This is a genomic window from Jannaschia sp. M317, assembly GCF_025141175.1.
In the GTDB taxonomy this organism is placed as follows: Bacteria; Pseudomonadota; Alphaproteobacteria; order Rhodobacterales; family Rhodobacteraceae; genus Jannaschia.
In genome coordinates, this window is record NZ_CP081155.1 from 2,227,019 (window position 1) to 2,251,967 (window position 24,949).

Annotated in this window: 23 protein-coding genes; 14 read left to right on the forward strand and 9 right to left on the reverse strand. The window is 63.8% G+C overall.

Going from position 1 to position 24,949, the window contains the following annotated elements:
- Position 1 precedes the first annotated feature (1 nt).
- Positions 2 to 673 carry an SOS response-associated peptidase gene (locus K3551_RS11405; RefSeq protein WP_259913289.1) on the forward strand — a complete coding sequence of 224 codons (672 nt, stop codon included), beginning with the start codon at positions 2 to 4 and terminating at the stop codon, positions 671 to 673.
- A 235-nt stretch (positions 674 to 908) separates the two neighbouring features.
- On the opposite strand, the gene thrS is transcribed toward K3551_RS11405, so the two are convergent.
- Positions 909 to 2,855: a threonine--tRNA ligase gene (thrS, locus tag K3551_RS11410; RefSeq protein ID WP_259913291.1), complete on the reverse strand. Its 1,947-nt coding sequence runs from the start codon at positions 2,853 to 2,855 to the stop codon at positions 909 to 911.
- A gap of 146 nt (positions 2,856 to 3,001) precedes the next feature.
- On the opposite strand from thrS, the gene K3551_RS11415 reads away from it, so the two are divergent.
- The 5 genes from K3551_RS11415 (at position 3,002) to K3551_RS11435 (ending at position 10,184) form a co-directional block, all read left to right on the forward strand.
- Positions 3,002 to 3,838 (forward strand): universal stress protein, encoded by an 837-nt coding sequence (locus K3551_RS11415; protein ID WP_259913292.1) that lies wholly within the window; start codon positions 3,002 to 3,004, stop codon positions 3,836 to 3,838.
- 234 nt (positions 3,839 to 4,072) lie between these two features.
- Complete coding sequence (guaB, locus tag K3551_RS11420) at positions 4,073 to 5,518, forward strand: IMP dehydrogenase (protein ID WP_259913293.1); 1,446 nt, start codon at positions 4,073 to 4,075, stop codon at positions 5,516 to 5,518.
- On the forward strand, positions 5,508 to 6,326 hold the full coding sequence (locus tag K3551_RS11425) for an MBL fold metallo-hydrolase (protein WP_259913294.1): 819 nt from the start codon (positions 5,508 to 5,510) through the stop codon (positions 6,324 to 6,326). The genes guaB and K3551_RS11425 overlap by 11 nt, the downstream gene beginning before the upstream one ends.
- Positions 6,323 to 7,495 (forward strand): RsmB/NOP family class I SAM-dependent RNA methyltransferase, encoded by a 1,173-nt coding sequence (locus K3551_RS11430; RefSeq protein ID WP_259913295.1) that lies wholly within the window; start codon positions 6,323 to 6,325, stop codon positions 7,493 to 7,495. The genes K3551_RS11425 and K3551_RS11430 overlap by 4 nt, the downstream gene beginning before the upstream one ends.
- A gap of 133 nt (positions 7,496 to 7,628) precedes the next feature.
- Entirely contained in the window at positions 7,629 to 10,184 is a 2,556-nt protein-coding gene (locus K3551_RS11435) for an ATP-binding protein (protein WP_259913296.1), read from the forward strand.
- Positions 10,185 to 10,190: 6 nt separating this feature from the next.
- Here the strand turns inward: K3551_RS11435 and K3551_RS11440 are convergent, their stop codons facing one another.
- Positions 10,191 to 10,778: a gamma-glutamyl kinase gene (locus tag K3551_RS11440; RefSeq protein ID WP_259913297.1), complete on the reverse strand. Its 588-nt coding sequence runs from the start codon at positions 10,776 to 10,778 to the stop codon at positions 10,191 to 10,193.
- 185 nt (positions 10,779 to 10,963) lie between these two features.
- Here K3551_RS11440 and recA point away from each other — a divergent pair, with 185 nt between their 5' ends.
- Both recA and alaS read left to right on the forward strand, forming a co-directional pair.
- Positions 10,964 to 12,034 (forward strand): recombinase RecA, encoded by a 1,071-nt coding sequence (gene recA / locus K3551_RS11445; protein WP_259913298.1) that lies wholly within the window; start codon positions 10,964 to 10,966, stop codon positions 12,032 to 12,034.
- A 172-nt stretch (positions 12,035 to 12,206) separates the two neighbouring features.
- Positions 12,207 to 14,855 (forward strand): alanine--tRNA ligase, encoded by a 2,649-nt coding sequence (alaS, locus tag K3551_RS11450; RefSeq protein ID WP_259913299.1) that lies wholly within the window; start codon positions 12,207 to 12,209, stop codon positions 14,853 to 14,855.
- Here alaS and K3551_RS11455 read toward each other — a convergent pair.
- The 7 genes from K3551_RS11455 to K3551_RS11485 all read right to left on the reverse strand — a co-directional run bounded on the left by K3551_RS11455 (position 14,852) and on the right by K3551_RS11485 (position 19,505).
- On the reverse strand, positions 14,852 to 15,181 hold the full coding sequence (locus K3551_RS11455; protein WP_259913306.1) for a multidrug efflux SMR transporter: 330 nt from the start codon (positions 15,179 to 15,181) through the stop codon (positions 14,852 to 14,854). The genes alaS and K3551_RS11455 overlap by 4 nt on opposite strands.
- Position 15,182: 1 nt before the next feature.
- A complete protein-coding gene (locus tag K3551_RS11460) occupies positions 15,183 to 15,803 on the reverse strand; it encodes a YitT family protein (protein ID WP_259913308.1) in 621 nt (206 codons plus the stop codon).
- A gap of 132 nt (positions 15,804 to 15,935) precedes the next feature.
- Positions 15,936 to 17,144: an NADP-dependent isocitrate dehydrogenase gene (locus K3551_RS11465; RefSeq protein ID WP_259913310.1), complete on the reverse strand. Its 1,209-nt coding sequence runs from the start codon at positions 17,142 to 17,144 to the stop codon at positions 15,936 to 15,938.
- A gap of 220 nt (positions 17,145 to 17,364) precedes the next feature.
- Positions 17,365 to 17,781 carry a hypothetical protein gene (locus tag K3551_RS11470; protein ID WP_259913312.1) on the reverse strand — a complete coding sequence of 139 codons (417 nt, stop codon included), beginning with the start codon at positions 17,779 to 17,781 and terminating at the stop codon, positions 17,365 to 17,367.
- A gap of 55 nt (positions 17,782 to 17,836) precedes the next feature.
- The gene (locus tag K3551_RS11475) at positions 17,837 to 18,433 is read right to left on the reverse strand and encodes an HD domain-containing protein (protein WP_409197373.1); all 597 of its coding nucleotides are present in this window, start codon (positions 18,431 to 18,433) and stop codon (positions 17,837 to 17,839) included.
- Positions 18,426 to 18,668, reverse strand: coding sequence for a hypothetical protein (locus tag K3551_RS11480; RefSeq protein WP_259913314.1), 243 nt, complete (start codon positions 18,666 to 18,668; stop codon positions 18,426 to 18,428). The genes K3551_RS11475 and K3551_RS11480 overlap by 8 nt, the downstream gene beginning before the upstream one ends.
- 183 nt (positions 18,669 to 18,851) lie before the next feature.
- Positions 18,852 to 19,505 (reverse strand): alpha/beta hydrolase, encoded by a 654-nt coding sequence (locus K3551_RS11485; RefSeq protein WP_259913316.1) that lies wholly within the window; start codon positions 19,503 to 19,505, stop codon positions 18,852 to 18,854.
- Between the two features lie 122 nt (positions 19,506 to 19,627).
- Here K3551_RS11485 and K3551_RS11490 point away from each other — a divergent pair, with 122 nt between their 5' ends.
- The 6 genes from K3551_RS11490 (at position 19,628) to sufD (ending at position 24,939) form a co-directional block, all read left to right on the forward strand.
- On the forward strand, positions 19,628 to 20,086 hold the full coding sequence (locus K3551_RS11490) for an Rrf2 family transcriptional regulator (RefSeq protein ID WP_259913318.1): 459 nt from the start codon (positions 19,628 to 19,630) through the stop codon (positions 20,084 to 20,086).
- Positions 20,087 to 20,161: 75 nt separating this feature from the next.
- Positions 20,162 to 21,199 (forward strand): cysteine desulfurase family protein, encoded by a 1,038-nt coding sequence (locus K3551_RS11495; RefSeq protein WP_259913320.1) that lies wholly within the window; start codon positions 20,162 to 20,164, stop codon positions 21,197 to 21,199.
- Positions 21,196 to 22,704, forward strand: a complete 1,509-nt coding sequence (sufB, locus tag K3551_RS11500; protein WP_259913321.1) for a Fe-S cluster assembly protein SufB — start codon at positions 21,196 to 21,198, stop codon at positions 22,702 to 22,704. The genes K3551_RS11495 and sufB overlap by 4 nt, the downstream gene beginning before the upstream one ends.
- A gap of 6 nt (positions 22,705 to 22,710) precedes the next feature.
- Entirely contained in the window at positions 22,711 to 22,896 is a 186-nt protein-coding gene (locus K3551_RS11505; RefSeq protein ID WP_259913323.1) for a hypothetical protein, read from the forward strand.
- A gap of 34 nt (positions 22,897 to 22,930) precedes the next feature.
- The gene (sufC, locus tag K3551_RS11510) at positions 22,931 to 23,686 is read left to right on the forward strand and encodes a Fe-S cluster assembly ATPase SufC (protein ID WP_259913325.1); all 756 of its coding nucleotides are present in this window, start codon (positions 22,931 to 22,933) and stop codon (positions 23,684 to 23,686) included.
- Positions 23,683 to 24,939, forward strand: coding sequence for a Fe-S cluster assembly protein SufD (gene sufD, locus K3551_RS11515; RefSeq protein WP_259919583.1), 1,257 nt, complete (start codon positions 23,683 to 23,685; stop codon positions 24,937 to 24,939). The genes sufC and sufD overlap by 4 nt, the downstream gene beginning before the upstream one ends.
- Positions 24,940 to 24,949: the final 10 nt, after the last annotated feature.

The window sequence follows — 24,949 nt, forward strand, 5'->3', positions numbered from 1 at the left end:
CATGTGCGGCCGTTATGCGCTGACCCTGCCGCAAGAGGCGATGGTGCAGATGTTCGACGCAGCTCCGGCGAATGACCTGCCACAGGGGCCGCGTTGGAACGTCTGTCCAACGACCCAGATCCCGGTGGTGCGTGCGGGGGGCGAGGGCCGGGCGCTGGTGTCGATGCGGTGGGGGTTTCTGCCGCACTGGTATACGTCGCCCACGGATGGCCCGCTGCTGATCAATGCCCGCGCCGAGACGGTGGCCGAGAAGCCGGCCTTTCGCACGGCGTGCCGGGAACGTCGCTGTCTGATCCCTGCCGACGGGTTCTATGAATGGACCAAGGCGGCGGATGGCACGCGGCTGCCGTGGTATTTCACGCAGGCGGACGGGGCCCCGATGGTCTTTGCCGGGATCTGGCAGGACTGGGGGCCGGAAAACCTGGCCACCTGCGCGATCGTCAGCTGCGCCGCCGGGCCGACCATGTCCGAAATCCACCACCGGGAGCCGGTGACCCTGGCCCCGTCGGATTGGGGCCTGTGGCTGGGCGAAGAAGGCAAGGGAGCCGCGCGGCTGATGCAAGCCGCCCCGGAAGGGCGGGTGCGCAGGCACCGGGTGTCGCGCGCGGTGAATTCGAACCGGGCCGAGGGACCGGAGTTGATCGAGCCGCTGATCGACGAGGACGACATCTGACCCCTGAATGTGGCGCGACCCGCGCTTGGGACGCGGGCCGACCAGTCTTGGAGAGAGAGACGAGAGATCCGACCGGAGGATCGAAGGGGGGAGGGTAGATCAACCCCTGCCGGATCGTCGCCTTGGGTTCAGGCTGCCCGTCAAATGCGGCACGAATGCGGCGAGGGGGCGCCCAAGTGAAGGAAATCCGCCCGAATTGGGCGGATTGTTTCTTTTCTGGCGCTCTTGGCCGATGTCACCGAAGGTCCGGCGGCGTCGCCTCGGCCCCAAGATCGGCGGTCACCGTGTCCAGTGCGATCACCTCGGTCCGCTTTTCGCCCAGACGGCGCAGGGTCACGGTGCGGTCCTCGACCTCTTTCTTGCCGATGGCGAGAATGACGGGGACCTTGCCCAGCGAATGTTCGCGGACCTTGTAGTTGATCTTTTCGTTGCGGATGTCCGCCTCGGCGCGCACGCCTGCGCGGGTCAGGGCCGCCACGACCTCGGCCACGTAGTCATCTGCCTCGGACACGATTGAGGCGACGACGACCTGCCGCGGGGCCAGCCAGAACGGCAGTTTGCCCGCGTGTTCCTCGATCAGGATGCCGATGAACCGCTCAAAGCTGCCCAGCGTGGCGCGGTGCAGCATGACCGGGCGATGCTTGTCGCCATCCTCGCCGATATAGGTCGCGTCCAGACGTTCCGGCAGGACGAAATCGACCTGATGGGTGCCGCATTGCCAATCGCGACCGATGGCGTCGGTCAGCACGAATTCCAGCTTGGGACCATAGAAGGCCCCTTCGCCGGGGTTGACCTCCGGCTCGATGCCGGCGGCGCGGGTGGCGTGCAGCAGGGCGGTTTCGGCCTTGTCCCAGACCTCGTCCGACCCGGAGCGGACCTCGGGGCGGGTCGAGAATTTCACCTTGAAATCGGTAAATCCCAGATCGCGATACATCGACGACAGAAAGTCGATGTAGACGCGCGTTTCGCTTTCGATCTGGTCTTCGCGGCAGAAGATGTGGCCATCGTCCTGGGTGAAGCCGCGCACCCGCATGATGCCATGCAGGGCTCCCGACGGCTCATAGCGCGCGCAGGACCCGAACTCGGCCATGCGCAGGGGCAGGTCGCGGTAGGATTTCAGGCCCTGGTTGAAGATCTGCACGTGGCAGGGGCAGTTCATCGGCTTGAGCGCGTTGACCGCCTTTTCGCGGGCATGTTCCTCGTCCACTTCGACGATGAACATGTTTTCCTGATACTTTTCCCAGTGGCCCGATGCGACCCAGAGCTTGCGGTCCACGACCTGCGGGGTGTTCACCTCGACATAGCCGCCGGCGCGTTGCTTGCGGCGGACGAAGTCCTGCAACGTCGTGTAGATCGTCCAACCGTTCGGGTGCCAGAAGACCTGGCCCGGGGCCTCTTCCTGCATGTGATAGAGGTCCATTTCGCGACCAAGCCGGCGGTGATCGCGGGCCTCTGCCTCCTCCAGAAACTTCTGGTGGGCCTTCAGGTCCTCGCGATTGCGAAAGGCGATGCCATAGATGCGCTGCAACTGCGGACGCGTGTTGTCGCCCAGCCAATAGGCAGAGGACACGCGCGTCAGTTTGAAGCCGTCCGCCGGAATCTGGCCCGTGTGTTGCAGGTGCGGGCCACGGCACAGATCCTGCCAGTCGCCGTGCCAATACATGCGGATCGGCTCGTCGCCGGGAATCCGGTCCAGCAATTCGACCTTATAGGGCTCGCCGCTGTCGACGTAATGCTGGCGGGCGCGGGCGCGGTCCCAGACCTCTGTGCGGACCGGGTCGCGGGCGGCAATGATACGCTTCATCTCGGACTCGATCTGGCCCAGATCCTCGGGGGTGAACGGCTCTTCGCGGTCGAAGTCGTAGAACCAGCCGAAATCGCGCACCGGGCCGATGGTGACCTTCACGTCCGGCCAGATCGCCTGCACGGCACGGGCCATGACATGCGCCAGGTCGTGGCGGATCAGCTCCAGCGCGGGGGCCTCGTCCTGCATGGTGTTGATCGCTATGGCGGCGTCGGTCTCGATCGGCCAGGCCAGATCCCAGTGCACGCCATCGACCTGTGCCGAGATCGCCTTTTTGGAGAGAGACTTGGAGATTCCCTCGGCCACCTCGCGCGGGGTGATCCCGGTGGGATATTCGGCGGCGCGGCCATCGGGGAAGGTCAGGGTGATCTGGGACATCGCATGTGTCCTCCGTCGTTTTGGCGCCCACGGAACGCCCGGTTGCGGGGTAATTGTGCGGCGCTTTTGGCGGCGGGTTTGATCGGCGTCAAGGCGCGGCGGCGGCGCGGGGCGCAAACTGCCCCCAACAACCCGAGGAGGCTGCCATGAATACGATCCTAGTTGCGAGCGACCTGAGCGCCCGATCCGACCGCGCGGTCCTGCGCGCCGCCCACCTTGCCGCAGAGGAAGGGGCCGATCTGATCGTGCTGCATGTCGTGGACGAAGACCTGCCCGGGGCCCTGCTCCAGACCCGCTGCGAAGAGGCGGAAACGGTGCTGCGCGCCATGATCGGCGAAAGCGCGGTGCTGGTCGATCTTGCCGTGACCGTCCTGGTCGAGGCCGGACATCTGGACCGGTTGCTGCCGCAGATCGTGCGCGATCGAAAGGTGGATCTTGTGGTGCTGGGCACCCACCGCAGCCGGGGCCTGGCAGAGATCCTGGGCGCACCGACCCTGACCCGTCTGCTGCGCGGGGTGGAGGTTCCGGTGCTGGTCGCGACGGGCCGGACAGAGGTGCCCTATGACAAGATCACCGTCGGCTGGGATTTTTCGCCCGCCAGCGCGGCGGCGGCGACATTGGCCCGCAGGCTGGCCCCTGAGGCACAGATCACGTTGGTCCACGCATGGCAGGACGCCTGTGCGGGCGTGCCCTATGCCTTTGAGACGGGCGGCACGGTTTCCCCTTTGGCGTTGGAGCAGTTGACCTCTGAGATGGCGCGCGAGGCGGTCAAGCTGTCGGATGGCGGCCCTGCGATGGGGTGCGAGTTGGTGGTCGGCCCGGCAGGACATGTGATGCACAAACGCGCCGAGGCAGGCGAGGCGGATCTGATCGCCCTGGGCCGCCACGCCCGCAGCGGGATCGCGCGGCTCTTGCTTGGTGCCACGGCCGAGGATCTGGCCGTGCATGTGCCCTGTGATGTGCTGATCGCGCCACCTGAATAACGGTTGCGCTGTCCGTAATCTGCGACGCGGGTGATCGCGCGCCGGATCATACCGGTGCGCGGGACCGTGTCGCGCCGTCCGCTGTGCAACGGGGCGAGGCCCCGAAATCCGCGCGCGGCCCGGGATGGGACGCGCATCGTCGCCGCCTGACCGGATGCGCGCGCGGGGTTGCCCTTACGGCGGACGCGTGAAACAGGAAGGAGCCAACCGATATCCCGCACCCGGAGAGACCCGATGGAGATTCGTGAGGCCCTGACCTTCGATGATGTTCTGCTTGTTCCTGCTGAAAGCCAGGTTCTACCCGGCACTGCCGACACCCGCACGCGGGTCACCAAATCCATCGCGCTGAACATCCCGCTGCTCAGCTCGGCCATGGACACCGTGACCGAGGCGCGCATGGCCATTGCCATGGCCCAGGCGGGCGGTATGGGTGTGATCCATCGCAATCTGGACATCGAAACCCAGCAAAAAGCCGTGCGCCGGGTCAAACGGTTCGAGAGCGGGGTGGTCTATAACCCGATCACCCTGACCCCGGATCAGACCCTGGCCGACGCCAAGGCGATGCAGGAACGCTATCGTATCACCGGGTTCCCGGTCGTGCGCGAGGGACGCGTTGTCGGCATCGTCACTAACCGGGACATGCGCTTTGCCACCGACGACGCGACGCCTGTGCATGCGATGATGACCTCTGACGATCTTGCCATGGTGCAGGAGCCGGTGAACATCGCCGAAGCCCGCAGCCTGATGCACGCGCGCCGGATCGAAAAGCTGCTGGTCGTCAACAAGGACGGCAAGTTGACCGGTCTGATGACGATCAAGGATCTGGAACAGGCGGTGCTGAACCCGCAGGCCTGCAAGGACAACCTGGGCCGGCTGCGGGTCGCCGCTGCGACGACTGTGGGCGATGCGGGGTTTGAGCGCTCCGAAGCGTTGATCGCGGCGGGTTGCGACCTGATCGTGGTCGATACCGCGCACGGTCACAGCGAAGGCGTGGGCATCGCTGTCGACCGGATCAAACGTCTGTCGAACGACGTGCAGGTCGTGGCGGGCAACGTCGCCACCGCCGAAGGGACGCGCGCCCTGATCGGTGCAGGTGCGGATGCGGTCAAGGTGGGGATCGGTCCCGGGTCCATCTGCACCACGCGGATCGTCGCGGGTGTGGGTGTGCCACAGCTGACGGCCATCATGGACAGCGCCTCGGCGGCAGGGGACGTGCCGATCATCGCGGACGGCGGCATCAAGTTCTCGGGCGATTTCGCCAAGGCGATTGCGGCGGGCGCCTCTTGCGCGATGGTCGGCTCGATGATCGCGGGCACGGACGAAAGCCCGGGAGAGGTGATCCTGTATCAGGGCAGGTCGTTCAAATCCTATCGCGGCATGGGGTCGATGGCCGCCATGGCACGGGGGTCTGCGGATCGCTATTTCCAGAAGGACGCCGCCTCGGACAAGCTGGTCCCCGAAGGGATCGAGGGGCAGGTGGCCTACAAGGGTAGTGCGGGCGCGGTGATCCACCAACTGGTCGGCGGATTGCGTGCGGCGATGGGCTATACCGGCTGCGCGACGGTCGACGACATGCGCGGATCCTGCCGGTTCGTAAAGATCACCGGCGCGGGCCTGAAGGAAAGCCATGTCCATGACGTTCAGATCACCCGCGAAAGCCCGAACTACCGTGCCAGCTGAGGGCATTGTCGCCGCCCCTGTGACGGGGGCGGACGGGGCGCTCTGGTGTCTCCGGGACGGTGCGGTCACCTTTCCGGCAGCGGTGTTCGCACCCCTGACCGGAGCAGAGATCGCGGCCAGGCTGGACGCGGCGGGGGCCACGGCCCCGGAGGCTGCGTTCAACGCCTTTCTCTTTCGGGGGAACGACGGTGCCTTGACGCTGATCGACGCTGGCTGCGGGGCCGAGATGGGCGCGCAAGGCGGGGCCTTGCCCGGCCGACTTGCCGCCTTGGGGATTGCGCCGGGTGACATTTCCCGCCTGGTCCTGACCCATCTGCATGGCGACCACTGCGGTGGTGCGCTGGATGGGGACGTGGCGGTTTTCCCGAACGCGGAAATCCTGCTTCACCCCGCCGAGGACGCCTGGGCCAAGGCCCAGGACCGCACCGGCGCGCGGTTCCTGAGGGCCTATGGCGACCGCGTCGTCACGGTCGAGGAAGGGGCCGTGATCTGTCCGGGTCTGTCGGTCTGGGCCCCGTCTGGCCGCGGTCATATCCGGGGACACACACCGGGACACATCGGCCTGTGCGTTGGGACCGACCTGGTGATCGCAGGCGACATTCTGCACGCAGAGGCCCTGCAGCTCGCGGATCCGGACGTAAGCGTCACCTACGACGAAGACCCGGCCGAGGCCCGCGCCAGCCGCTGGGCCGCGCTGTCCACGATTGCGCGCGGTGGCCTGCGGTTTTCGGGCGGGCATGTCCTGGGCCCCGACAGTTTTGCACGTCTCACCCGCGCCGGTGACGGTTTCACCAAGGTGGCAGCATGACGCCCGGTGCGCGCGTTCAAGCCGCCATCGAGGTGTTGGAGGCTGTCCTGGCCGGTGCCCCCGCCGAGCGGGAGCTGACGGCCTGGGCCCGTGGCAGCCGCTATGCCGGGTCCAAGGACCGCGCCGCCGTGCGTGATCACGTCTTTGACGCGCTGCGTCGCCTCCGCTCTGCCGCCTGGGCAGGTGGTTTGGGCGATGTTCCGCCCGAAGCGATGCAGGCCCGTCCCCTGATGGCTGGGCTGCTGCGGACGCAAGGAATTGATCCGGAGGGGCTTTTCACAGGTCAGGGACACGCGCCAGCCGCTTTGGATGCCCTGCCGGAACCCGGGCCCGCGCCCGAGGCGATTGCCCTGGATTGCCCCGATTGGTTGCTGCCGCTGATGCGCGACGCCCTGGCCGATACCACCGGACCGATATTGTCGGCGCTGCGCGACCGTGCCCCGGTGATCTTGCGCGCCAACAACGTGCGGATCGACCGTGACGCCCTGCGCGCCCGTCTGGCCGCAGAAGGTGTCGAGACCTGTCCCCATCCCCTGTCCCCCTCCGCCCTGGAGGTGGAGGGCCCGGTGCGCGGTTTGGCCATCAAGCCCAGCTTTCTCGAGGGCCTGTTCGAATTGCAGGACGCCGGATCGCAGGCCCTGATCGACCGGCTGCCGGATCCAAGGGGGCAGCGCATCCTAGATCTCTGTGCCGGCGGTGGAGGCAAGGCCCTGGCCCTGGCCGCGCGTGGCGCCGACGACGTTACCGCCCATGATATCGACCCAGGCCGCATGCGCGATCTGCCCGCGCGCACCGCCCGCGCCGGGGTCCATATCGCACAGACGATCGAGCCGGAGGCAGAGGGGCCGTTTGACGGCGTGATCCTCGATGTTCCCTGCACCGGATCCGGCAGTTGGCGCCGCGCGCCCGAGGCAAAGTGGCGGCTGACCCGGGACAGGCTGGACGAGCTGACCGCGCTGCAGTCACAGATCCTGGACCGCGCCGTCGCGTTGACGCGACCGGGTGGCTGGCTGGCCTATATGACCTGCTCTCTGCTGGATTCGGAGAATGACGCCCAAGTCGCCGCCGCCTTGTCGCGGCATCCCTCCCTGCAGGAGGATTTGCGCTGGCGCTGCACGCCACTGGACAGGGCTGACGGCTTCTTTCTGTCTGTTTTGCGAAAGGTCTAGGGCTGTTCCGGGCCTGCGTGTTAGCCTTCCGTTCTACTGCTGTTAACGCCGCCTTAACCTATGCGGTAGATACAGATGGGCATCGAATCTGTGGTGGTAGGGCCCGATATCGGGCCGCATGGGGCGGGGGCGTGTGAGCGAAACTATTATCAATCCGCGCCGATTGCGCACCGGGACCGTGGTCCTGCTTGCCTTGGGAATTGCTGCACTGGTGGGGGCTTTTGCGACCCAACGGACGGAGGTTCAGGCGCTTTTGCTTGCCGCGGCCGTGGCCAGTCTTGTGATCGTGATCGGCATGCACGGTCTGCTGGCCTTGGGTCGGATTCTGGCACGGCGGCGGCTGCGGATCGTGATGGATTTCCTCCAACACGATAGCGCCCCCGGTTTTTGCACTGACGAAGAGGGGGCGATTTTCGCACAGAACCGCGCCGCGCTTGATCGGTTCGGAAGCCAGGCGCAGGTGACGATGTCCCGAGCGTTGCAGACATTGTTTGCCAATCCGGATGCCGTCGTGCACCGCCTGCGTGCCGCCGCACAGGACGGTGCTTCGGCGCGCGAGGATGTGGTGACCCGTCGCGGCCACGTAAGGCTGGCCTTGCACCGTATCCCGGGCGGCTATCTCTGGCGGCTGGAGGATCTGGTGGAACGCGCCCCGCGTGGTGGCGACGGGATCGGCTTGCCGATGCTGACCTTTGGATCCAGCGGGACGATTCTGTTCATGAACGAGGTTCTTCGCAGCCATCTGGGACGGCGGGCCAAACGTCTGCGCGACGTGTTTGAACACGTGCCATTGCGCAACGGTTTCGTGAACCGCCTGCAAACCAAAAACGGATGGGAGACGGTGCGCGTCGTGCTGTCCGGCGCGGTCAATGGCCGGCAAGAGGTTTTCGTGATTCCGGTGGGTGAGGCAGCGGATGGTCGGGTTGCGCTCGACGCGCTGCCGGTCGCGTTGCTGCGGCTGGACGCCGAAGGACGCGTGGTCTTCGCCAATCGGCCCGCGCGTGATTTGCTGCCTGCAGCCGCCGAGCAGGAAGAGGTTCGCCTGGCCGCCATGGTCGAAGGACTTGGACGATCCGTGCGCGAATGGGTGAGCGAGGCCGCCGCCGGGCGCGGTCTGTACCGGCCGGAAATCGTGCGCGTTTCGGCTGCTTCGACCGAGACGTTCCTGCAGATCACGCTGGGCCGCCCGTTGGAGGATGGCGACGGCGGCCTGATCGCGGTGCTCAACGACGCAACAGAGCTCAAGACCATGGAGGCGCAATTCGTCCAAAGTCAGAAGATGCAGGCCATCGGTCAGCTTGCGGGGGGTGTCGCCCATGACTTCAACAACCTTCTGACAGCGATTTCAGGCCATTGTGATCTATTGCTGCTGCGTCACCGGGAAGGGGACGAAGACTATGCCGACCTGACCCAGATCACTCAGAACGCAAACCGCGCCGCGGCGTTGGTGGGTCAACTGCTGGCCTTTTCGCGCAAACAGACGCTGGAAATGCAGCAAGTTGATCTGCGCGATACCTTGGGCGACCTGACGCACCTTTTGAACCGTCTTGTCGGGGAACGGGTCCAGTTGCGGCTGGACCATGACCCCGCGCTGATCCCGATAAGGGGGGATCGGCGGCAGTTGGAGCAGGTGCTGATGAACCTTGTGGTCAACGCCCGTGATGCGATGCCCGACGGCGGCGAAATCCGGATCGAGACCGAGTGTCGCTATCTGGACAAGCCGATGACGCGCGACAGGGTCACCGTGCCCGCCGGTCAGTACGTGGTCGTCTCAGTCCGCGATGAGGGCAACGGCATTCCACCTGACAAACTGCCCCGCATTTTCGAGCCGTTCTTCACGACGAAACGGCCGGGCGAGGGCACGGGACTTGGCCTCTCCATGGCGTACGGGATCGTAAAGCAGTCTGGTGGCTACATTTTCGCCGACAGCATTCTGGGCGAGGGGGCCTGTTTCAGTCTCTATTTCCCGGCCGACGGCGACGCAGGTCAGGTCCGTAGCGACCAACAACCTGCCAACTCCCTGGATGCGCCGCGCCTTGCGCTCCGCCGGCCAGCTTTGGTTTCCGTCCCAAAAGAAGACAGCCTGGCGGCCACCGGCTTCGAGGATAGCGTCTCCCTGTCACCTTTGACGGGGTCGGAGCAGCCCGATCTGGCGACCCCACTGCCTGAGGCAAAGCGCGAGGCGCATGCAATTGGTGGCGTCCAAGGCAAAGCAGATATCCTGTCCACTGAGCCGGCGGAGACATTGCCCACAGATATCATCGCGCGCGTCGTCGCCGAGACACGGGAGGGCAACAACGCGACCGACGATGAGCCTTCGGACCGGCGCCAGGTCGTGCTGCTGGTCGAGGACGAGGCCCCTGTCCGCGCCTTCGCGTCCCGCGCGCTTCGCTTGCGTGGGTACACTGTATTGGAGGCGGCCTGCGCCGAGGATGCGCTGGACGTGCTGACCGATCAGAGCCTTGAGATCGATCTCTTTGTGACGGACGTGATGATGCCAGGTATGGACGGGCCCAGCTGGGTCCGAGAGGCGCTGAAGGACCGTCCGAAAGTGCGGACGGTCTTCATGTCCGGCTACGCCCAGGATGCCCTGTCCGAGACAAGTCAGCCAGTCCCGAACGCGGTGTTTCTGCCGAAGCCCTTCTCTCTTTCGGACCTCACGCGCACCGTCGACAGAGCCCTGCACTGACGGTCGTCACAGATCGTCAGACAAACTCCGCCAGAGCGCGAAATCATCAGCCCGTTCCAACCGCAACCTGTCGCGGAGCGGTTCGGAAAGGTTGGTTGAGCCAGGTGGTGACACATTTCGGCGCGCAAAGCCGGGCAAGGGGCCCAAGCGCTCCGTCAGGAAAGCGAGAAAGTCATCGGGCCTGTCATACCGGAACAGGTGGTTGACGCCCCCTTGCAGGAACTTTGCCTGTGCTCCGACTTGCGCGAAATCGGGTGGCTCCGACGAGAGGTAGGCCGTCACGAACGCGTCGAAACCCATGCCAGCGGTCGAGTTCGGCTGCCCGATCAAGGCAGCGCGCTGGCGATACCGAAACCAGCTGCCCAGCCAGTCCTCCGGCTCCCGCATGACCGCTACCAGATCCAGCGGACGGCGGCCCTTTTGTTCAAAGAAATCGGACAGTTCTCGTCTGTATTTGCGAACGTTGCAGTGTTTCAGACCCGGTGGGTTCATGATTGCCGCGTCCGCCATCGGGGCCAAAGCCGCCTCCAACGCCGTGGTCCCTGTCTTGGGAACAGCCAGCAACACCAAGCGCTGCTTCCAGAAAACCAACATGTTCCTGCCTTCCTTGATCCCTCAGCCCGGTAACCTTTTCTTAACCCCGACGGCGCTAGCCTGAGGATGCCCCGGATCGGGCTTGCAAATGTTCTGCTTTTGTATCAAAACAAAAACCTAGAACAGGACGTGAACATAAACCACGATTGCCGCCCCTGCGGCAGCATGTAACAAGGGCGGATCACATGGCAACGGCGAACCTTCTCGACATGGCTGAAAAAAAGAACGCTGACAAACAGAAGGCGCTGGATAGCGCGCTGGCGCAGATCGAACGACAGTTCGGCAAGGGCTCCATCATGAAGCTCGGGGGCCAGAATCAGATGGCCGATATCGAGGCCACCTCGACTGGATCGCTGGGCCTGGACATTGCGCTTGGCATCGGCGGTCTGCCCAAGGGCCGTATCATCGAGATTTATGGCCCCGAAAGTTCGGGCAAGACGACGCTGACGCTGCATTCGGTCGCTGAAGAGCAGAAAAAGGGTGGTGTTTGCGCCTTTGTCGACGCCGAACACGCGCTGGATCCGCAATACGCCAAGAAGTTGGGTGTAAACCTTGACGAGCTGCTGATTTCGCAGCCTGACACCGGCGAGCAAGCGCTGGAAATCGTGGATACCCTGGTTCGTTCGGGCGCAGTCAGCCTGGTCGTTGTCGATTCGGTTGCCGCTCTGACGCCCAAGTCCGAGCTTGAGGGTGACATGGGCGACAGTTCCGTCGGTGTGCATGCGCGGCTGATGTCGCAGGCCATGCGCAAACTGACCGGATCGATCAACCGGTCCAAATGCATGGTTATCTTTATTAACCAGATTCGGATGAAGATTGGCGTCATGTTCGGCTCGCCCGAGACGACGACAGGCGGCAACGCGTTGAAGTTCTACTCCTCGGTCCGTCTCGATATCCGCCGGATCGGCGCAATCAAGGACCGCGATGAGGTTGTAGGCAACGCGACCCGCGTCAAGGTCGTCAAGAACAAGGTTGCGCCGCCGTTCAAGCAGGTCGAGTTCGACATCATGTATGGCGAAGGTATCTCCAAGATGGGAGAGTTGCTGGACCTGGGTGTCAAGGCGGGCGTGGTCGACAAGTCCGGGGCCTGGTTCAGCTATGGCGATGAGCGGATCGGGCAGGGTCGTGAAAATTCCAAGCAATTTTTGCGCGACAATCCCGCAATCGCGTTGGAGATCGAGGACAAGATTCGCGCCGCTCACGGTCTCGACTTCCAGATGGGCGAGGACGACAAGGACGATATCCTCGACGGATGATCGGTCGCCCTCAGGGATGGGGCCGTCAATCCCCGCCAGGGTGCGACGGCACCTCGGAGAGAATACCTGGGAGGGGTCGTCCGACGGGACGGCCCCTTTCGCGTAACGCCCCCTGTGGACAGCCCTGCGGGGCGAGGCTAGGAAGCCTGCGCACGCAAGGGATTTGACGATCATGGCCAGCCTCAACGACATCCGCTCCACGTTCCTCGACTACTTCGCCCGGAACGGCCACGCCGCCGTCGACAGCTCCCCTTTGGTGCCGCGCAACGATCCGACGCTGATGTTCACGAACTCCGGCATGGTCCAGTTCAAGAACGTTTTCACCGGGGTTGAACACCGCGACTACAACCGCGCCACTACCAGCCAGAAATGCGTCCGCGCAGGCGGCAAGCACAACGATCTCGACAATGTCGGCTATACCGCGCGCCACCATACATTCTTTGAGATGTTGGGGAACTTCAGCTTTGGCGACTACTTCAAATCCGATGCGATTCCCTTTGCCTGGGAGCTTTTGACCAAGGATTTCGGGATCGACAAGGACCGGTTGCTGGTCACCGTCTACCATACCGACGAAGAGGCGGCGAACATCTGGAAGAAGGTCGCTGGCCTGCCGGACGAACGGATCATCCGCATCGCCACCGACGATAACTTTTGGCGCATGGGCCCGACCGGTCCCTGCGGTCCCTGTACCGAGATCTTCTACGACCACGGCGACCACATCCCTGGCGGCCCTCCGGGATCGCCTGACGAAGACGGCGACCGCTTCATCGAGATCTGGAACCTCGTTTTCATGCAGAACGAGCAATTCGCCGATGGCACGATGCGCCCGCTGGAGATGCAGTCGATCGACACCGGCATGGGGTTGGAGCGGATTGGCGCCTTGCTGCAGGGCAAGCACGACAACTATGACACCGATCTGATGCGTGCGTTGATCGAGGCTTCGGCCCATGCCACCTCGACGGATCCGGATGGGTCGAACAATGTGCACCATCGGGTGATTGCGGATCACCTGCGGTCGACGGCCTTTTTGATCGCGGACGGGGTGATGCCGTCGAACGAGGGACGCGGCTATGTGCTTCGCAGGATCATGCGCCGCGCCATGCGCCACGCGCATCAGGCCGGTGCCGCCGATCCGTTGATGCACCGTCTGGTGCCCGCGCTGGTGCAGCAGATGGGGCAGCATTACCCGGAACTTGGCCGCGCCAAGGCCCTGATCGAGGAAACGCTGCGCGGCGAGGAAGAGCGTTTTCGCACCACGCTCGACCGTGGTTTGCGTCTGTTGGAGGACGAGGTCGGCAAACTCCCCGGTGGTGGTACGCTGGGCGGCGAGGCGGCATTCAAGCTTTATGACACCTACGGCTTCCCGCTGGACCTGACGCAGGATGCGCTGCGTGAAAAGGGCCTTTCCGTCGATACCGATGGTTTTGATGCGGCCATGGCCGAGCAAAAGGCCCGCGCGCGCGCTGCCTGGGCCGGGTCCGGCGAACAGGCCGATGCGGCGATCTGGTTGGATCTGGCTGACGAACATGGCGCGACAGAGTTCCTGGGCTACGATACCGAAGTGGCCGAAGGTCAGGTCATTGCGATCGTCCAGGACGGTGTCGCGATGGACAAGGCCGCAGCTGGCGACAGCATCTCGGTGGTCGTGAACCAGACCCCTTTCTACGCGGAATCGGGTGGTCAGATCGGTGATACCGGCGTGATCCGCACCGAAACGGGCCGCGCTCGTGTGACCGACACGCGCAAGGCAGCAGGCGTTTTCATACACGTGGCCGAGGTGGAGGACGGCGAAATCCGCCCTGGGCAAGCTGCCGAATTGATGGTCGACCACGCGCGCCGCTCTGCGATCCGGGCCAACCATTCGGCCACGCACCTGTTGCACGAGGCCCTGCGCGACGCGCTTGGCGATCACGTGGCGCAACGTGGGTCTCTCAACGCGGCGGATCGACTGCGGTTCGACTTTAGCCATGGGCAGGCCGTGACGGCCGAGCAACTGACCAAGGTCGAAGCAGATGTGAACGCCTTCATCCGCCAGAATACAGAGGTCTCGACGCGGATCATGGAACCGGACGCAGCCCGTGATCTGGGCGCGCAGGCTCTGTTCGGCGAAAAATACGGCGACGAAGTACGCGTGGTTTCCATGGGTAAGCTGGACGGATCCGGCAAGGGCAGCGATGGGCGCACCTATTCGATCGAGCTTTGCGGGGGCACCCATGTCACCCGAACCGGCGAAATCGGGGCCTTTGTCGCACTCGCCGATCAGGCCAGCAGCTCGGGCGTTCGCCGGATCGAAGCTCTGACCGGGCAGGCCGCGATGGACCATCTTAGGGCCCAGGATCGGCGCGTGTCAGAGCTGGCCAACCTGTTCAAAGCCCAGCCCGACGAGGTCGGTGCAAGGGTCAAGGCGCTCATGGATGAGCGCAAGCAGCTGCAGAACGAGGTTGCGCAACTGCGCCGTGAGGCTGCCATGGGGCAGGGCGGTGATGCGAAAGATATCAACGGGATACAGGCCGTTCTTCAGGTGATTTCCGGTGTCTCGGGCAAGGATCTCGGCCCGATGATCGACCAGCAGAAACAGATGCTTGGGTCCGGCGTCGTTGTCCTGATCGCTGACACCGGGGCCAAGCCTGCGGTTGCAGCTGGGGTGACCAAGGATCTGACGGACCGGATTTCCGCAGTCGATCTGGTCAAGGCCGCGGTCGAGGCGCTCGGCGGACGCGGTGGCGGTGGCCGGCCCGAGATGGCGCAAGGCGGGGGCGCGGATATCGCCCAGGCCGAGGCCGCGCTGGCGGCGGTAGAGCAGGTGATCGCCGGGGCCTAGTGCCCCGTCGTTCCAGAGAAGACCTGCATCACGATGATCCCGGCAATGATCAGACCCAGTCCGATCAGGGCCGGGGTATCGAGGCGTTCGCCAAACCAGACCCATCCGATCACGGCGATGAACGCGATGCCAAGTCCTGACCAGATGGCGTAGGCGATGCCCACCGGAACCGTCTTCAGCACAAGCGCCAGCAACCAGAAGGACGCCGCATAGGCGACCACAACCACGACCGAAGGCGCAAGCCGACTGAACCCGTCCGAGGCCTTCAACGCTGTTGTTCCGACCGTTTCTGTCAGGATCGCCAGGACAAGATAGACCCAGTGCATGCTACCTCCCAATATAGCGGTCGCGGCGATGGTTCACCGCGATGATGAGGTTGACGATCACGGCCCCAAGCAACGAGGCGGCCACCAACCAAGGATCGAGCACCAGCGCCGCGCCCGCGAACAAAAGCGCATCAAACCCCAGTTGGACCCATCCCGCCTGCACCCCGAACCTTTCCTGGACCCAAAGGGCCAAGATGCCGATCCCGCCAAGCGACGCCCCGTGCCGGAAAATCACGATCAGCCCCATGCCGATCACCGCTCCGGCCAAGGCACTAGCGACCCAGGGCGACAGGCTTTCGATCGCCAGAGCCTGCGGCAACAGGGCGGATATGACCGAAACCAGCGTGACCGCGATGACGGTCTTGGCCACGAACACCGGACCCATGCGAAGCCAACCCAGCACGTAGAACGGCAGGTTCAACAGAAAGAACCAGAGGCCAAAGGACCAATCCGTCACGTAGCTTAGCAAGACGCCCAGTCCTGCGGTCTGTCCTGTGACCAGGCCGTCCGCGGTCAACAGCTGCACCCCAAGCGCGCAGAGAGCGGTGCCAAGGATCAAGGCCTGCGCATCTTCCAAAAGACTGTGCCTCAGGGCGCGGTGTGGTTCGGTGTCTGTTGCCATGGACCGGGCGTAGAAAAGGGGCAGGCTGATGTCCAGCCTGCCCCTGTTTCTTCTCGGCAGAAATACTCTGGGGGTCCGGGGGCAAAGCCCCCGGCGGATCGGCCCCGCAGGGGCCGAAACGATCCCGTGATCTTACAGAGCGGCCTGCAGGTTTTCGTCGATCTTCTCGAGGAAGCCCATGGTGGTCAGCCACTTCTGATCCGGGCCCACCAGCAGGGCCAGGTCCTTGGTCATGTGACCGGATTCCACCGTGTCCACGATCACCTTTTCCAGCGTCTCGGCAAAGGACATCAGTTGGGCGTTGCCGTCCAGCTTGGCGCGGTGCTTCAGGCCCCCGGTCCAGGCAAAGATCGACGCGATGGAGTTGGTCGACGTCTCTTTGCCGGCCTGGTGCTGGCGATAGTGGCGGGTGACGGTGCCGTGGGCGGCCTCGGCCTCCACGATCTTGCCGTCCGGCGTCATCAGCTGCGAGGTCATCAGGCCAAGCGAGCCGAAGCCCTGCGCGACGGTGTCCGACTGAACGTCGCCATCGTAGTTCTTGCAGGCCCAGACGTAGCCGCCGGACCACTTCATCGCGGAGGCGACCATGTCGTCGATCAGGCGGTGCTCATAGGTGATGCCAGCGGCTTCGAACTTGTCCTTGAACTCTTCGTCAAAGACTTTCTGGAACAGGATCATGAACTGGCCATCATACTGCTTCATGATGGTGTTCTTGGTCGACAGATAGACCGGGTAGCCGCGCTTGAGGCCATAGTTCATGGAGGCGCGGGCGAAGTCGATGATCGACGCGTCGAGGTTGTACATCGACATGAACACGCCCGAGGACGGCGCGTCGAAGACTTCGTGCTCTTCCACGGTGCCGTCTTCGCCGACGAACTTCATCGACAGCTTGCCCGGTCCGGGAAATTTCATGTCGGTGGCACGGTACTGGTCGCCAAAGGCGTGACGGCCGATGACGATGGGCTGGGTCCAACCCGGAACCAGGCGCGGCACGTTGGAACAGATGATCGGCTCGCGGAAGACGACGCCGCCCAGGATGTTGCGGATGGTGCCGTTGGGCGAACGCCACATCTTCTTGAGGCCGAACTCCTCGACCCGTGCCTCGTCTGGCGTGATCGTCGCACATTTCACGCCGACGCCGATTTCCTTGATCTTCTCGGCGGCGTCGATGGTGATCTGGTCGTTGGTATCGTCACGGGCCTCGATGCCCAGATCGTAGTAGAGCAGGTCCACATCCAGATAGGGCAGGATCAGCTTCTGCTTGATGAAGTCCCAGATAATGCGGGTCATCTCGTCGCCGTCGAGCTCGACGACGGGGTTTTCTACCTTGATCTTGGTCATGGTGGCCTCGTTTGGGTGTGTCTGACGCGTCCCTAGCGCAAAGACGGCCTCGATGCCAGACTGTATGCCGTCGCATACCGAAGAAGTTTCACAACCACGATGTCGCGGCCCGGTCCGTGTGCATTTGACCGGGCCGCACCGCCCCCGCGTCGTGCAAACATACGCGAGGGCGACCTTGCCGATCCGGGACCGCGACGTCCGGGGTGGATCGGCCGAGGGCTTATTCGGCGGTGATCACGGCCATGACCAGATTGCCGTCGACCCGAACGGGGCCGTCTTCGACTGCGCCAAGGGTGTATTCAAAGATGCCCGTGGCGGTGCCGCCCGTCTCGCCGTGGACCATCAGCATCAGCATTTCGCCGGGCGCGACCGCTTCGGTCAGGATGGCGGCGACATCATTTGTGGCCCCGGCGCGGATCGGTGCGTAGGCCACGACCGGGCCGGGCTTCATCTCGGCGTCGGTGCGGTGCACGACCAGCCATCCGTTTTCCATCGCGGTGATTTCCATGGCCGACACGACGCCGTTGGCGACAGATTGGTCGGCTGCGGTCACCGAGGGGGCCATGGCATGACCATCGGCCAGGGCTGCGCCCGCGATCAGGGTCAGGGCGGCGGCTGTGGTGGCGAAGGTTTTCATCATGTCTCTCCTGTTGAGTTGTGCCAGCAGACACGCGAACCCAGCAGAGAGAGTTTCAGCCGATGCGCTTTTTTTCGAAATAATCCGTCACGCGCCCGATGAGCCAGGCCCAGAGACCGGGCGCGGCGGGGGCGATCCTGGGCTGCATGCGCGCGGTGAACTGGGCCAGATCGACCTTGTATTCGGTCCAGGACCCGCCACCGGTCGCCAGGTTCAGGTTCGGCGGCTGGAACCGGTCCAACGCCTTGGCAAAGCGCGCATCCGGGGTTTCACAGGCCTCGAACTCTTGCCAGAGCGACAGGAACGCAGCCCCTTGGGTTGCGGGCAACAGTCCGAAAATCCGGGCCGCTGCCTTTGCCTCGGCGGCGTCTTGCGCGGCAGTATCCTCGGCCCCCGCGCCGAAAAACGGCACATCGCCCGCATCGATTTCCACCAGGTCGTGCAGCAGCAACATGCGGATCACCCGATCGATCGCGACGCCCTCGGGCGCATGATCGGCCAGGGTCATCGCGAACAACGCCAGGTGCCAGGAATGCTCGGCCGAGTTTTCATAGCGACTGCCGTCCACGACGCGCGTTGCGCGGGTGATCGAAGCCAGCCGCCCGGCGTCCATCAGGAACGCCATGCGCGCATCCAGGTCGTCGTCAGCCAAGGCTTTTGGGGTCCGATTTCGCGGCGATGTCGGCGGCCCGTTTCTTCAACATCCGGTTGGCGCGCAGCGCCGCGCGCTGCACCCGGACGGATGTGATGAAGGCTTCCTGCAAGGTCTGCGAACTATCGCCCAAGGTCTGCGCCATGATCGATATGATTTCTTCGTCGCCGGTGCGTTCGACATGGGCGATCACGTCGGACGCCAGCTTGTCTGCGAGTTTATCTGCGATGGACATGGGATCAGTCTTGCCGCATTTTCGATGGATCGCCAAGCGTTTGTGCGCCCAAACGATACCATTGCACGTCCGACGCCTGGCGGTCGGGCACCTGGGTGCGGGCAAGGGCACCCGCCCGCGCCGGGTGCCGGGCACGCGAAACACCCGGCTCAGTCGATTTGCCCCGAACCAGGGGCAGGCGCATTACCTTGTCGTCTCGGTCAGGCGCCGCGTGACATAATCCTTCACGCTGCCGATCATCGGATCCATGTGCGGATCTTCAAAGAAGTGGCCGGCACCGTCCATCTCCTGATGGGTGATGGTGATGCCCTTTTGCTCGTGCAGCTTGTTCACCAGGGCCGTCGTATCGGCAGGCGGGGCGACGCGATCCGTGCTGCCGTTGATAATCAGGCCGGACGCGGGGCAGGGGGCGAGAAAGCTGAAATCGTAGCGGTCGGCAGGGGGCGAGACCGAGATGAAGCCCGTGATCTCGGGCCGGCGCATCAACAACTGCATGCCGATCCAGGCCCCGAAGGAAAAGCCCGCGACCCAGCAATGCTTGGAATTGGCGTTCATCGATTGCAGGTAATCCAACGCCGAGGCCGCATCCGACAGCTCGCCGATACCCTGGTCGTATTCGCCCTGACTGCGCCCTACACCACGGAAGTTGAAGCGCAGGACAGTGAAGCCCATTTCCAGAAACGCGTAATGCAGGTTGTAGACGACGCGGTTGTTCATCGTGCCGCCGAACTGCGGGTGCGGGTGCAGCACGATGGCAATGGGCGCATCCTTGACCTTCTGCGGATGGTAACGGCCTTCCAGGCGGCCTTCGGGTCCGGGAAAGATCACTTCGGGCATCGTCACTCCTCAAGCGGGTCAGTTGACGGGGACAGGGTGCGGGCGATAAGCCCGCGGAACCCCTGCACCCGCGGTCCCGGAGAGTTATGCCCGCCCCGCGCGAAGGTCAATCGGAGGCTGCAATGAAGCTGAGCACAAAGGGACGCTATGCGATGGTCGCGCTCGCCGATCTGGCGATGCAACCCGAAGGCGTGCTGTCGTCGCTGGGCGACATCTCGCGGCGCCAGGATGTATCGCTGCCTTACCTGGAACAGTTGTTCGTCAAACTGCGCCGCGCCGATCTGGTGATGTCCGTGCGTGGCCCCGGCGGAGGCTATCGATTGGCGCGACCGGCGACCGAGATCCGGGTGTCCGACATTCTAGAGGCCGTGGACGAGACGGTCAGCGCGCTGCAAACCGGGGCGGGGGCCAAGGGTGCCGTGTCCGGGTCGCGCGCGCAGTCATTCACGAACCGCTTGTGGGAATCCCTGTCGGCGCATGTCTACGTCTTCCTGCACCAGACACGGTTGTCAGATGTGGTCCAGAACGAGCTGACGCCCTGTCCGGCGGTCCCGAACCTGTTTGAGGTCGTGGACGACTAACCCCCGGCGGGGCGCAGCCCAACGCGCTGCACAGGCCACGCCGAAGTATTTTCGCCGACAAGAAGGAGGGTCGTGATGGCCGAGCGGGTCTATCTGGACTGGAACGCGACGACACCGCTGCGGCCCGAGGCGCGCGCGGCGATGGTCGGCGCGATGGACGTGTTGGGAAATCCGTCCTCGGTTCATGCCGAAGGGCGCGCAGCCAAGGCGGTGGTGGAGCGGGCGCGGGCGCAGGTTGCGGCAGCCTTCGGGGCCAGCGGATCGGACGTGGTGTTCCTGTCGGGGGCGACCGAGGCGGCGGCGCTGGCCATGGTCGGTCGCGGTCTGGCGACGGCCCCGGTGGAACACGAGGCGGTGGCGGCCTGGGGCGACGGCGCCTTGACCGTGGATGCGGCCGGGCGCGCTAACCTTGTTGATCCGTCAATGTCGGCGCTGCAGCTCGCGAACTCCGAGACCGGGGTTATGCAAGACCTGCCGCCGGGTCTGGCGGTCAGCGACATGACCCAGGCCTTTGGCAAAGTCCCCGTGGCCTTTGACTGGAGCGGTGTCGACATGGCCTTGATCTCTGCTCACAAGTTGGGTGGACCCAAGGGGATCGGTGCGCTGGTGATCCGCCGTGGTCTGGATGTCGCCGCCCAGATCCGGGGCGGCGGGCAGGAAATGGGGCGGCGGTCCGGGACGGAAAACCTGATCGGAATTGCCGGGTTCGGGGCCGCAGCAGAGGCGGCGGTGCGCAATCTGGAGGCAGGGGCCTGGGACAGGGTTGCCCAACTTAGAACTTTTCTAGAAACAAGTCTTGAGGGTTCCGACAACCTGACTATTTTAGTCGGAAAGGAATCGCGCCGCCTGCCGAACACCGCCTGCCTGATTACACCGGGCTGGAAAGGGGAGACGCAGGTGATGGCGTTGGACCTGGCCGGGTTTGCCGTCAGCGCGGGCTCTGCCTGTTCCAGCGGCAAGGTACGCGAAAGCGCTGTTTTGCGCGCAATGGGATATGGTCCGGGCGAGGCTGATTGCGCGATCCGCGTCAGCCTCGGCCCGGATGTGACAGAAGCCAGCGTGGGACGGTTCGTCGAAACCTTCCTGCGATTGAGAAACAGGAGACGGGCATGAGCTTGGACGAAGTGCAGGTGAAAGACGGCGTGGACGCCGAAACCGTCGAGCAGGTGAAGGCCCTTTCGGGTACCTACAAGCACGGCTGGAACACCGAAATCGAAATGGAATATGCCCCCAAGGGCCTGTCCGAAGATATCGTGCGCCTGATCTCTGCCAAGAACGATGAGCCGGAGTGGATGCTGGAGTGGCGGCTGGAAGCCTATCGCCGGTGGGTCCAGTTGGAAGAGCCGACCTGGGCCATGGTCGACTATCCCAAGATCGACTTTCAGGACCAGTATTACTACGCCCGCCCCGCGTCGATGACCGAAAAGCCGAAGTCCCTGGACGAGGTCGATCCCAAGCTTTTGGAAACCTACAAGAAGCTGGGCATTCCGCTGAAGGAACAGGCGATCCTGGCCGGGGTCGAACCCGCCCCCGAAGACCGCAAGGTCGCGGTGGATGCGGTGTTCGATTCCGTGTCCGTGGGGACGACCTTCAAGGCCGAGCTTGCCAAGGCAGGCGTGATTTTCTGCTCCATCTCCGAGGCGATCAAGGATCACCCCGAGCTGGTGAAGAAATACCTGGGCTCGGTCGTGCCGCAGTCGGACAACTATTATGCGACGCTGAATTCCGCCGTCTTTTCGGATGGCAGTTTCGTCTACATCCCCAAGGGCACCCGCTGCCCGATGGAGCTGTCGACTTATTTCCGCATCAACGCAGAGAACACCGGCCAGTTTGAGCGCACGCTGATCATCGCCGAGGAAGGCAGCTACGTCTCCTACCTGGAGGGATGCACCGCGCCGCAGCGCGACGTCGCCCAGTTGCACGCCGCCGTGGTCGAACTGGTCCTGCTGGACGATGCAGAGATCAAGTATTCCACCGTTCAGAACTGGTTCCCCGGCGATGAGAACGGCAAAGGCGGTATCTACAACTTTGTCACCAAGCGCGCCGACTGCCGGGGTGCCCGGTCCAAGGTGATGTGGACGCAGGTCGAAACCGGGTCCGCCGTGACCTGGAAATATCCGTCGTGCATTCTACGCGGCGACGACAGCCAGGGCGAATTCTATTCCATTGCCATCGCCAACAACTATCAGCAGGCCGACACCGGCACCAAGATGGTGCACCTGGGCAAGAATACCAAGTCGCGCATCGTGTCCAAGGGGATCAGTGCGGGCAAGGCGCAGAACACCTATCGCGGCCTGGTCTCGATGCACCCCAAGGCCAAGAATTCGCGCAACTATACCCAGTGCGACAGCCTTCTGATCGGATCGGAATGCGGGGCCCACACGGTGCCCTACATCGAGGTGCGCAACAATTCCTCGCGCGTGGAACACGAGGCGACGACGTCCAAGGTGGACGACGATCAGCTGTTCTACTGCCGGTCCCGCGGCATGGACGAGGAAGAAGCCGTGGCCCTGGTGGTCAATGGGTTCTGCAAGGAAGTGTTGCAGGCCCTGCCGATGGAATTCGCCATGGAGGCGCAGCAGTTGGTCGCCATCTCACTTGAAGGATCCGTGGGGTAAGTCGCGGTGACGCGCGCGATGCTGTGGACGGCGATCATAACGGGCCTCTTTTGTGTGGGGTTCTCGATCGTCATTGCCTTGGTCACGCGCGTTATCGGCACCTTGCCTGTCGAGGGCATCAGTTTTGTATCTGGTTTTCTGGGCAGCCTGATCGCCCAAACAATCGTCGCGCGCATCGGTGCGGGCAAGTGAACGTCGCGCCGCAAGGTGCTGAGAGGAAAAGAAAATGCTGAAGATCAAGAACCTGCACGTCAAACTCGAAGAAGAAGACAAGCAGATCCTCAAGGGCATCGACCTGACCGTGCCCGCAGGCGAAGTCCACGCGATCATGGGGCCAAACGGGTCCGGTAAGTCCACGCTTTCCTATGTTCTGTCGGGTCGTGATGGCTATGAGGTGACCGAGGGGGCCGCGACGCTGGAAGACGCAGACCTGCTCGACATGGAGCCGGAAGAGCGTGCCGCCGCCGGCCTCTTCCTCGCGTTCCAGTATCCGGTCGAAATCCCCGGCGTTGGCAACATGACCTTTCTGCGCACGGCCGTGAATGCCCAGCGCAAGGCACGCGGCGAAGAGGAGCTGTCGGCAGGCGACTTCCTCAAGGTGATCCGCGCCAAGGCGAAGGATCTGAAGATCGACGCGGACATGCTGAAACGTCCCGTCAACGTCGGTTTTTCGGGTGGTGAGAAGAAACGGAACGAAATCCTGCAAATGGCCATGCTGGAGCCGAAGATGTGCATCCTGGACGAGACCGACTCCGGTCTTGATGTGGATGCGATGAAACTTGTGTCCGATGGCGTGAATGCCCTGCGGTCGCCCGACCGTGGGTTCCTTGTGATCACGCACTATCAGCGCCTGCTGGACCATATCAAACCCGACGTCGTTCACATCATGGCCAACGGCCGCATCGTCAAATCCGGCGGGCCGGAGTTGGCGCTGGAAGTCGAGCAGAACGGCTACGCTGACATTCTGAGCGAGGTGGCCTGATGCTGCCCGCTGCGAAACAGACCGCGCTCGATGCGCGCCTGACAACCCTGACCGGGCCGTCGGGCGAAGGCTGGCTTGGCCGCGCCCGGAGCCAGGCCCGCGAAAGGGTCGAGGCCACTGGCCTGCCGACCCGTCGCGACGAATACTGGCGTTATACCAACCCGGAGGCTCTGACCGCCGCCGCACCGTCCGTGGACGGCGTTCACGGTTTGACCGATGCCTTCGACGGGGTCGACGCCTTTGTGATCACGGTTTTCGATGGCGTGATCACAGTCCCCGAAGGCAGGCCCGACGGGCTGGAAATCGCAACCCTTTCGCAGGTCGCGTCGACCGATATCCACTGGTCGCGCGATATCTACGGGGTGCTTGAGGCCAAGGGGTCGGACCCTGTCAAACGTCCATTGGCCGCGCTGAACACGGCTTTTGCCTCGGACGGCCTGTTGCTGCGCGCAACGGGGCCGGTGGCGCGTCCGGTTCTGATCCAGTTCGACGGAACGGCCGACCCGGTCCTGCACCATGTCATCAAGATCGACGCCGGTGCCGATCTGACGCTGCTGGAAACCGGTACCGCCGGTGCGCGCGCCAATCAGGTGACCGAGATGGATATCGCCGATACAGGCGCGCTCCACCACGTTCGGATTCAGGGGCCCGACCACGCCCGCCATGTGAACACTCATATTTTCGCGCAGATGGGCGAGGGCAGTGTTCTGAAATCATTCACGCTTTCGGCGAACGGTGCAATGACCCGCAATGAGGCGGTGATCGAGTTGACCGGTGCCGACGCGCGGGCAACCGTGGCCGGTGCCGCCTTTGGCAGGGGCGATTTCCACCACGATGACACCGTGTTCGTGACCCATGACGCCGAACGCTGCGAAAGCCGTCAGGTGTTCAAAAAGGTTCTTCGCGACGGCGCGACCGGCGTGTTTCAGGGCAAGATCCTCGTGAAGGAAGGCGCCCAGAAAACGGATGGTTACCAGATTTCCCAAAGCCTGCTGCTGGACGACGACAGCGTCTTCCTCGCCAAGCCGGAGTTGGAGATCTATGCCGACGATGTCGCCTGTTCGCACGGGTCCACGACCGGTGCCATTGACGAGACGGCGCTGTTCTACCTGCGGTCGCGCGGTGTGCCCGAGCGGGAGGCGACCGACCTTCTGGTCCTGAGCTTCCTTGCCGAAGCCCTTGAAGAGATTGAAGAAGAGAGTCTGCGCGACCACGTCTCCGATCGTCTTGCGGACTGGCTTTCCCGCGTCTGATGTCAGCGGC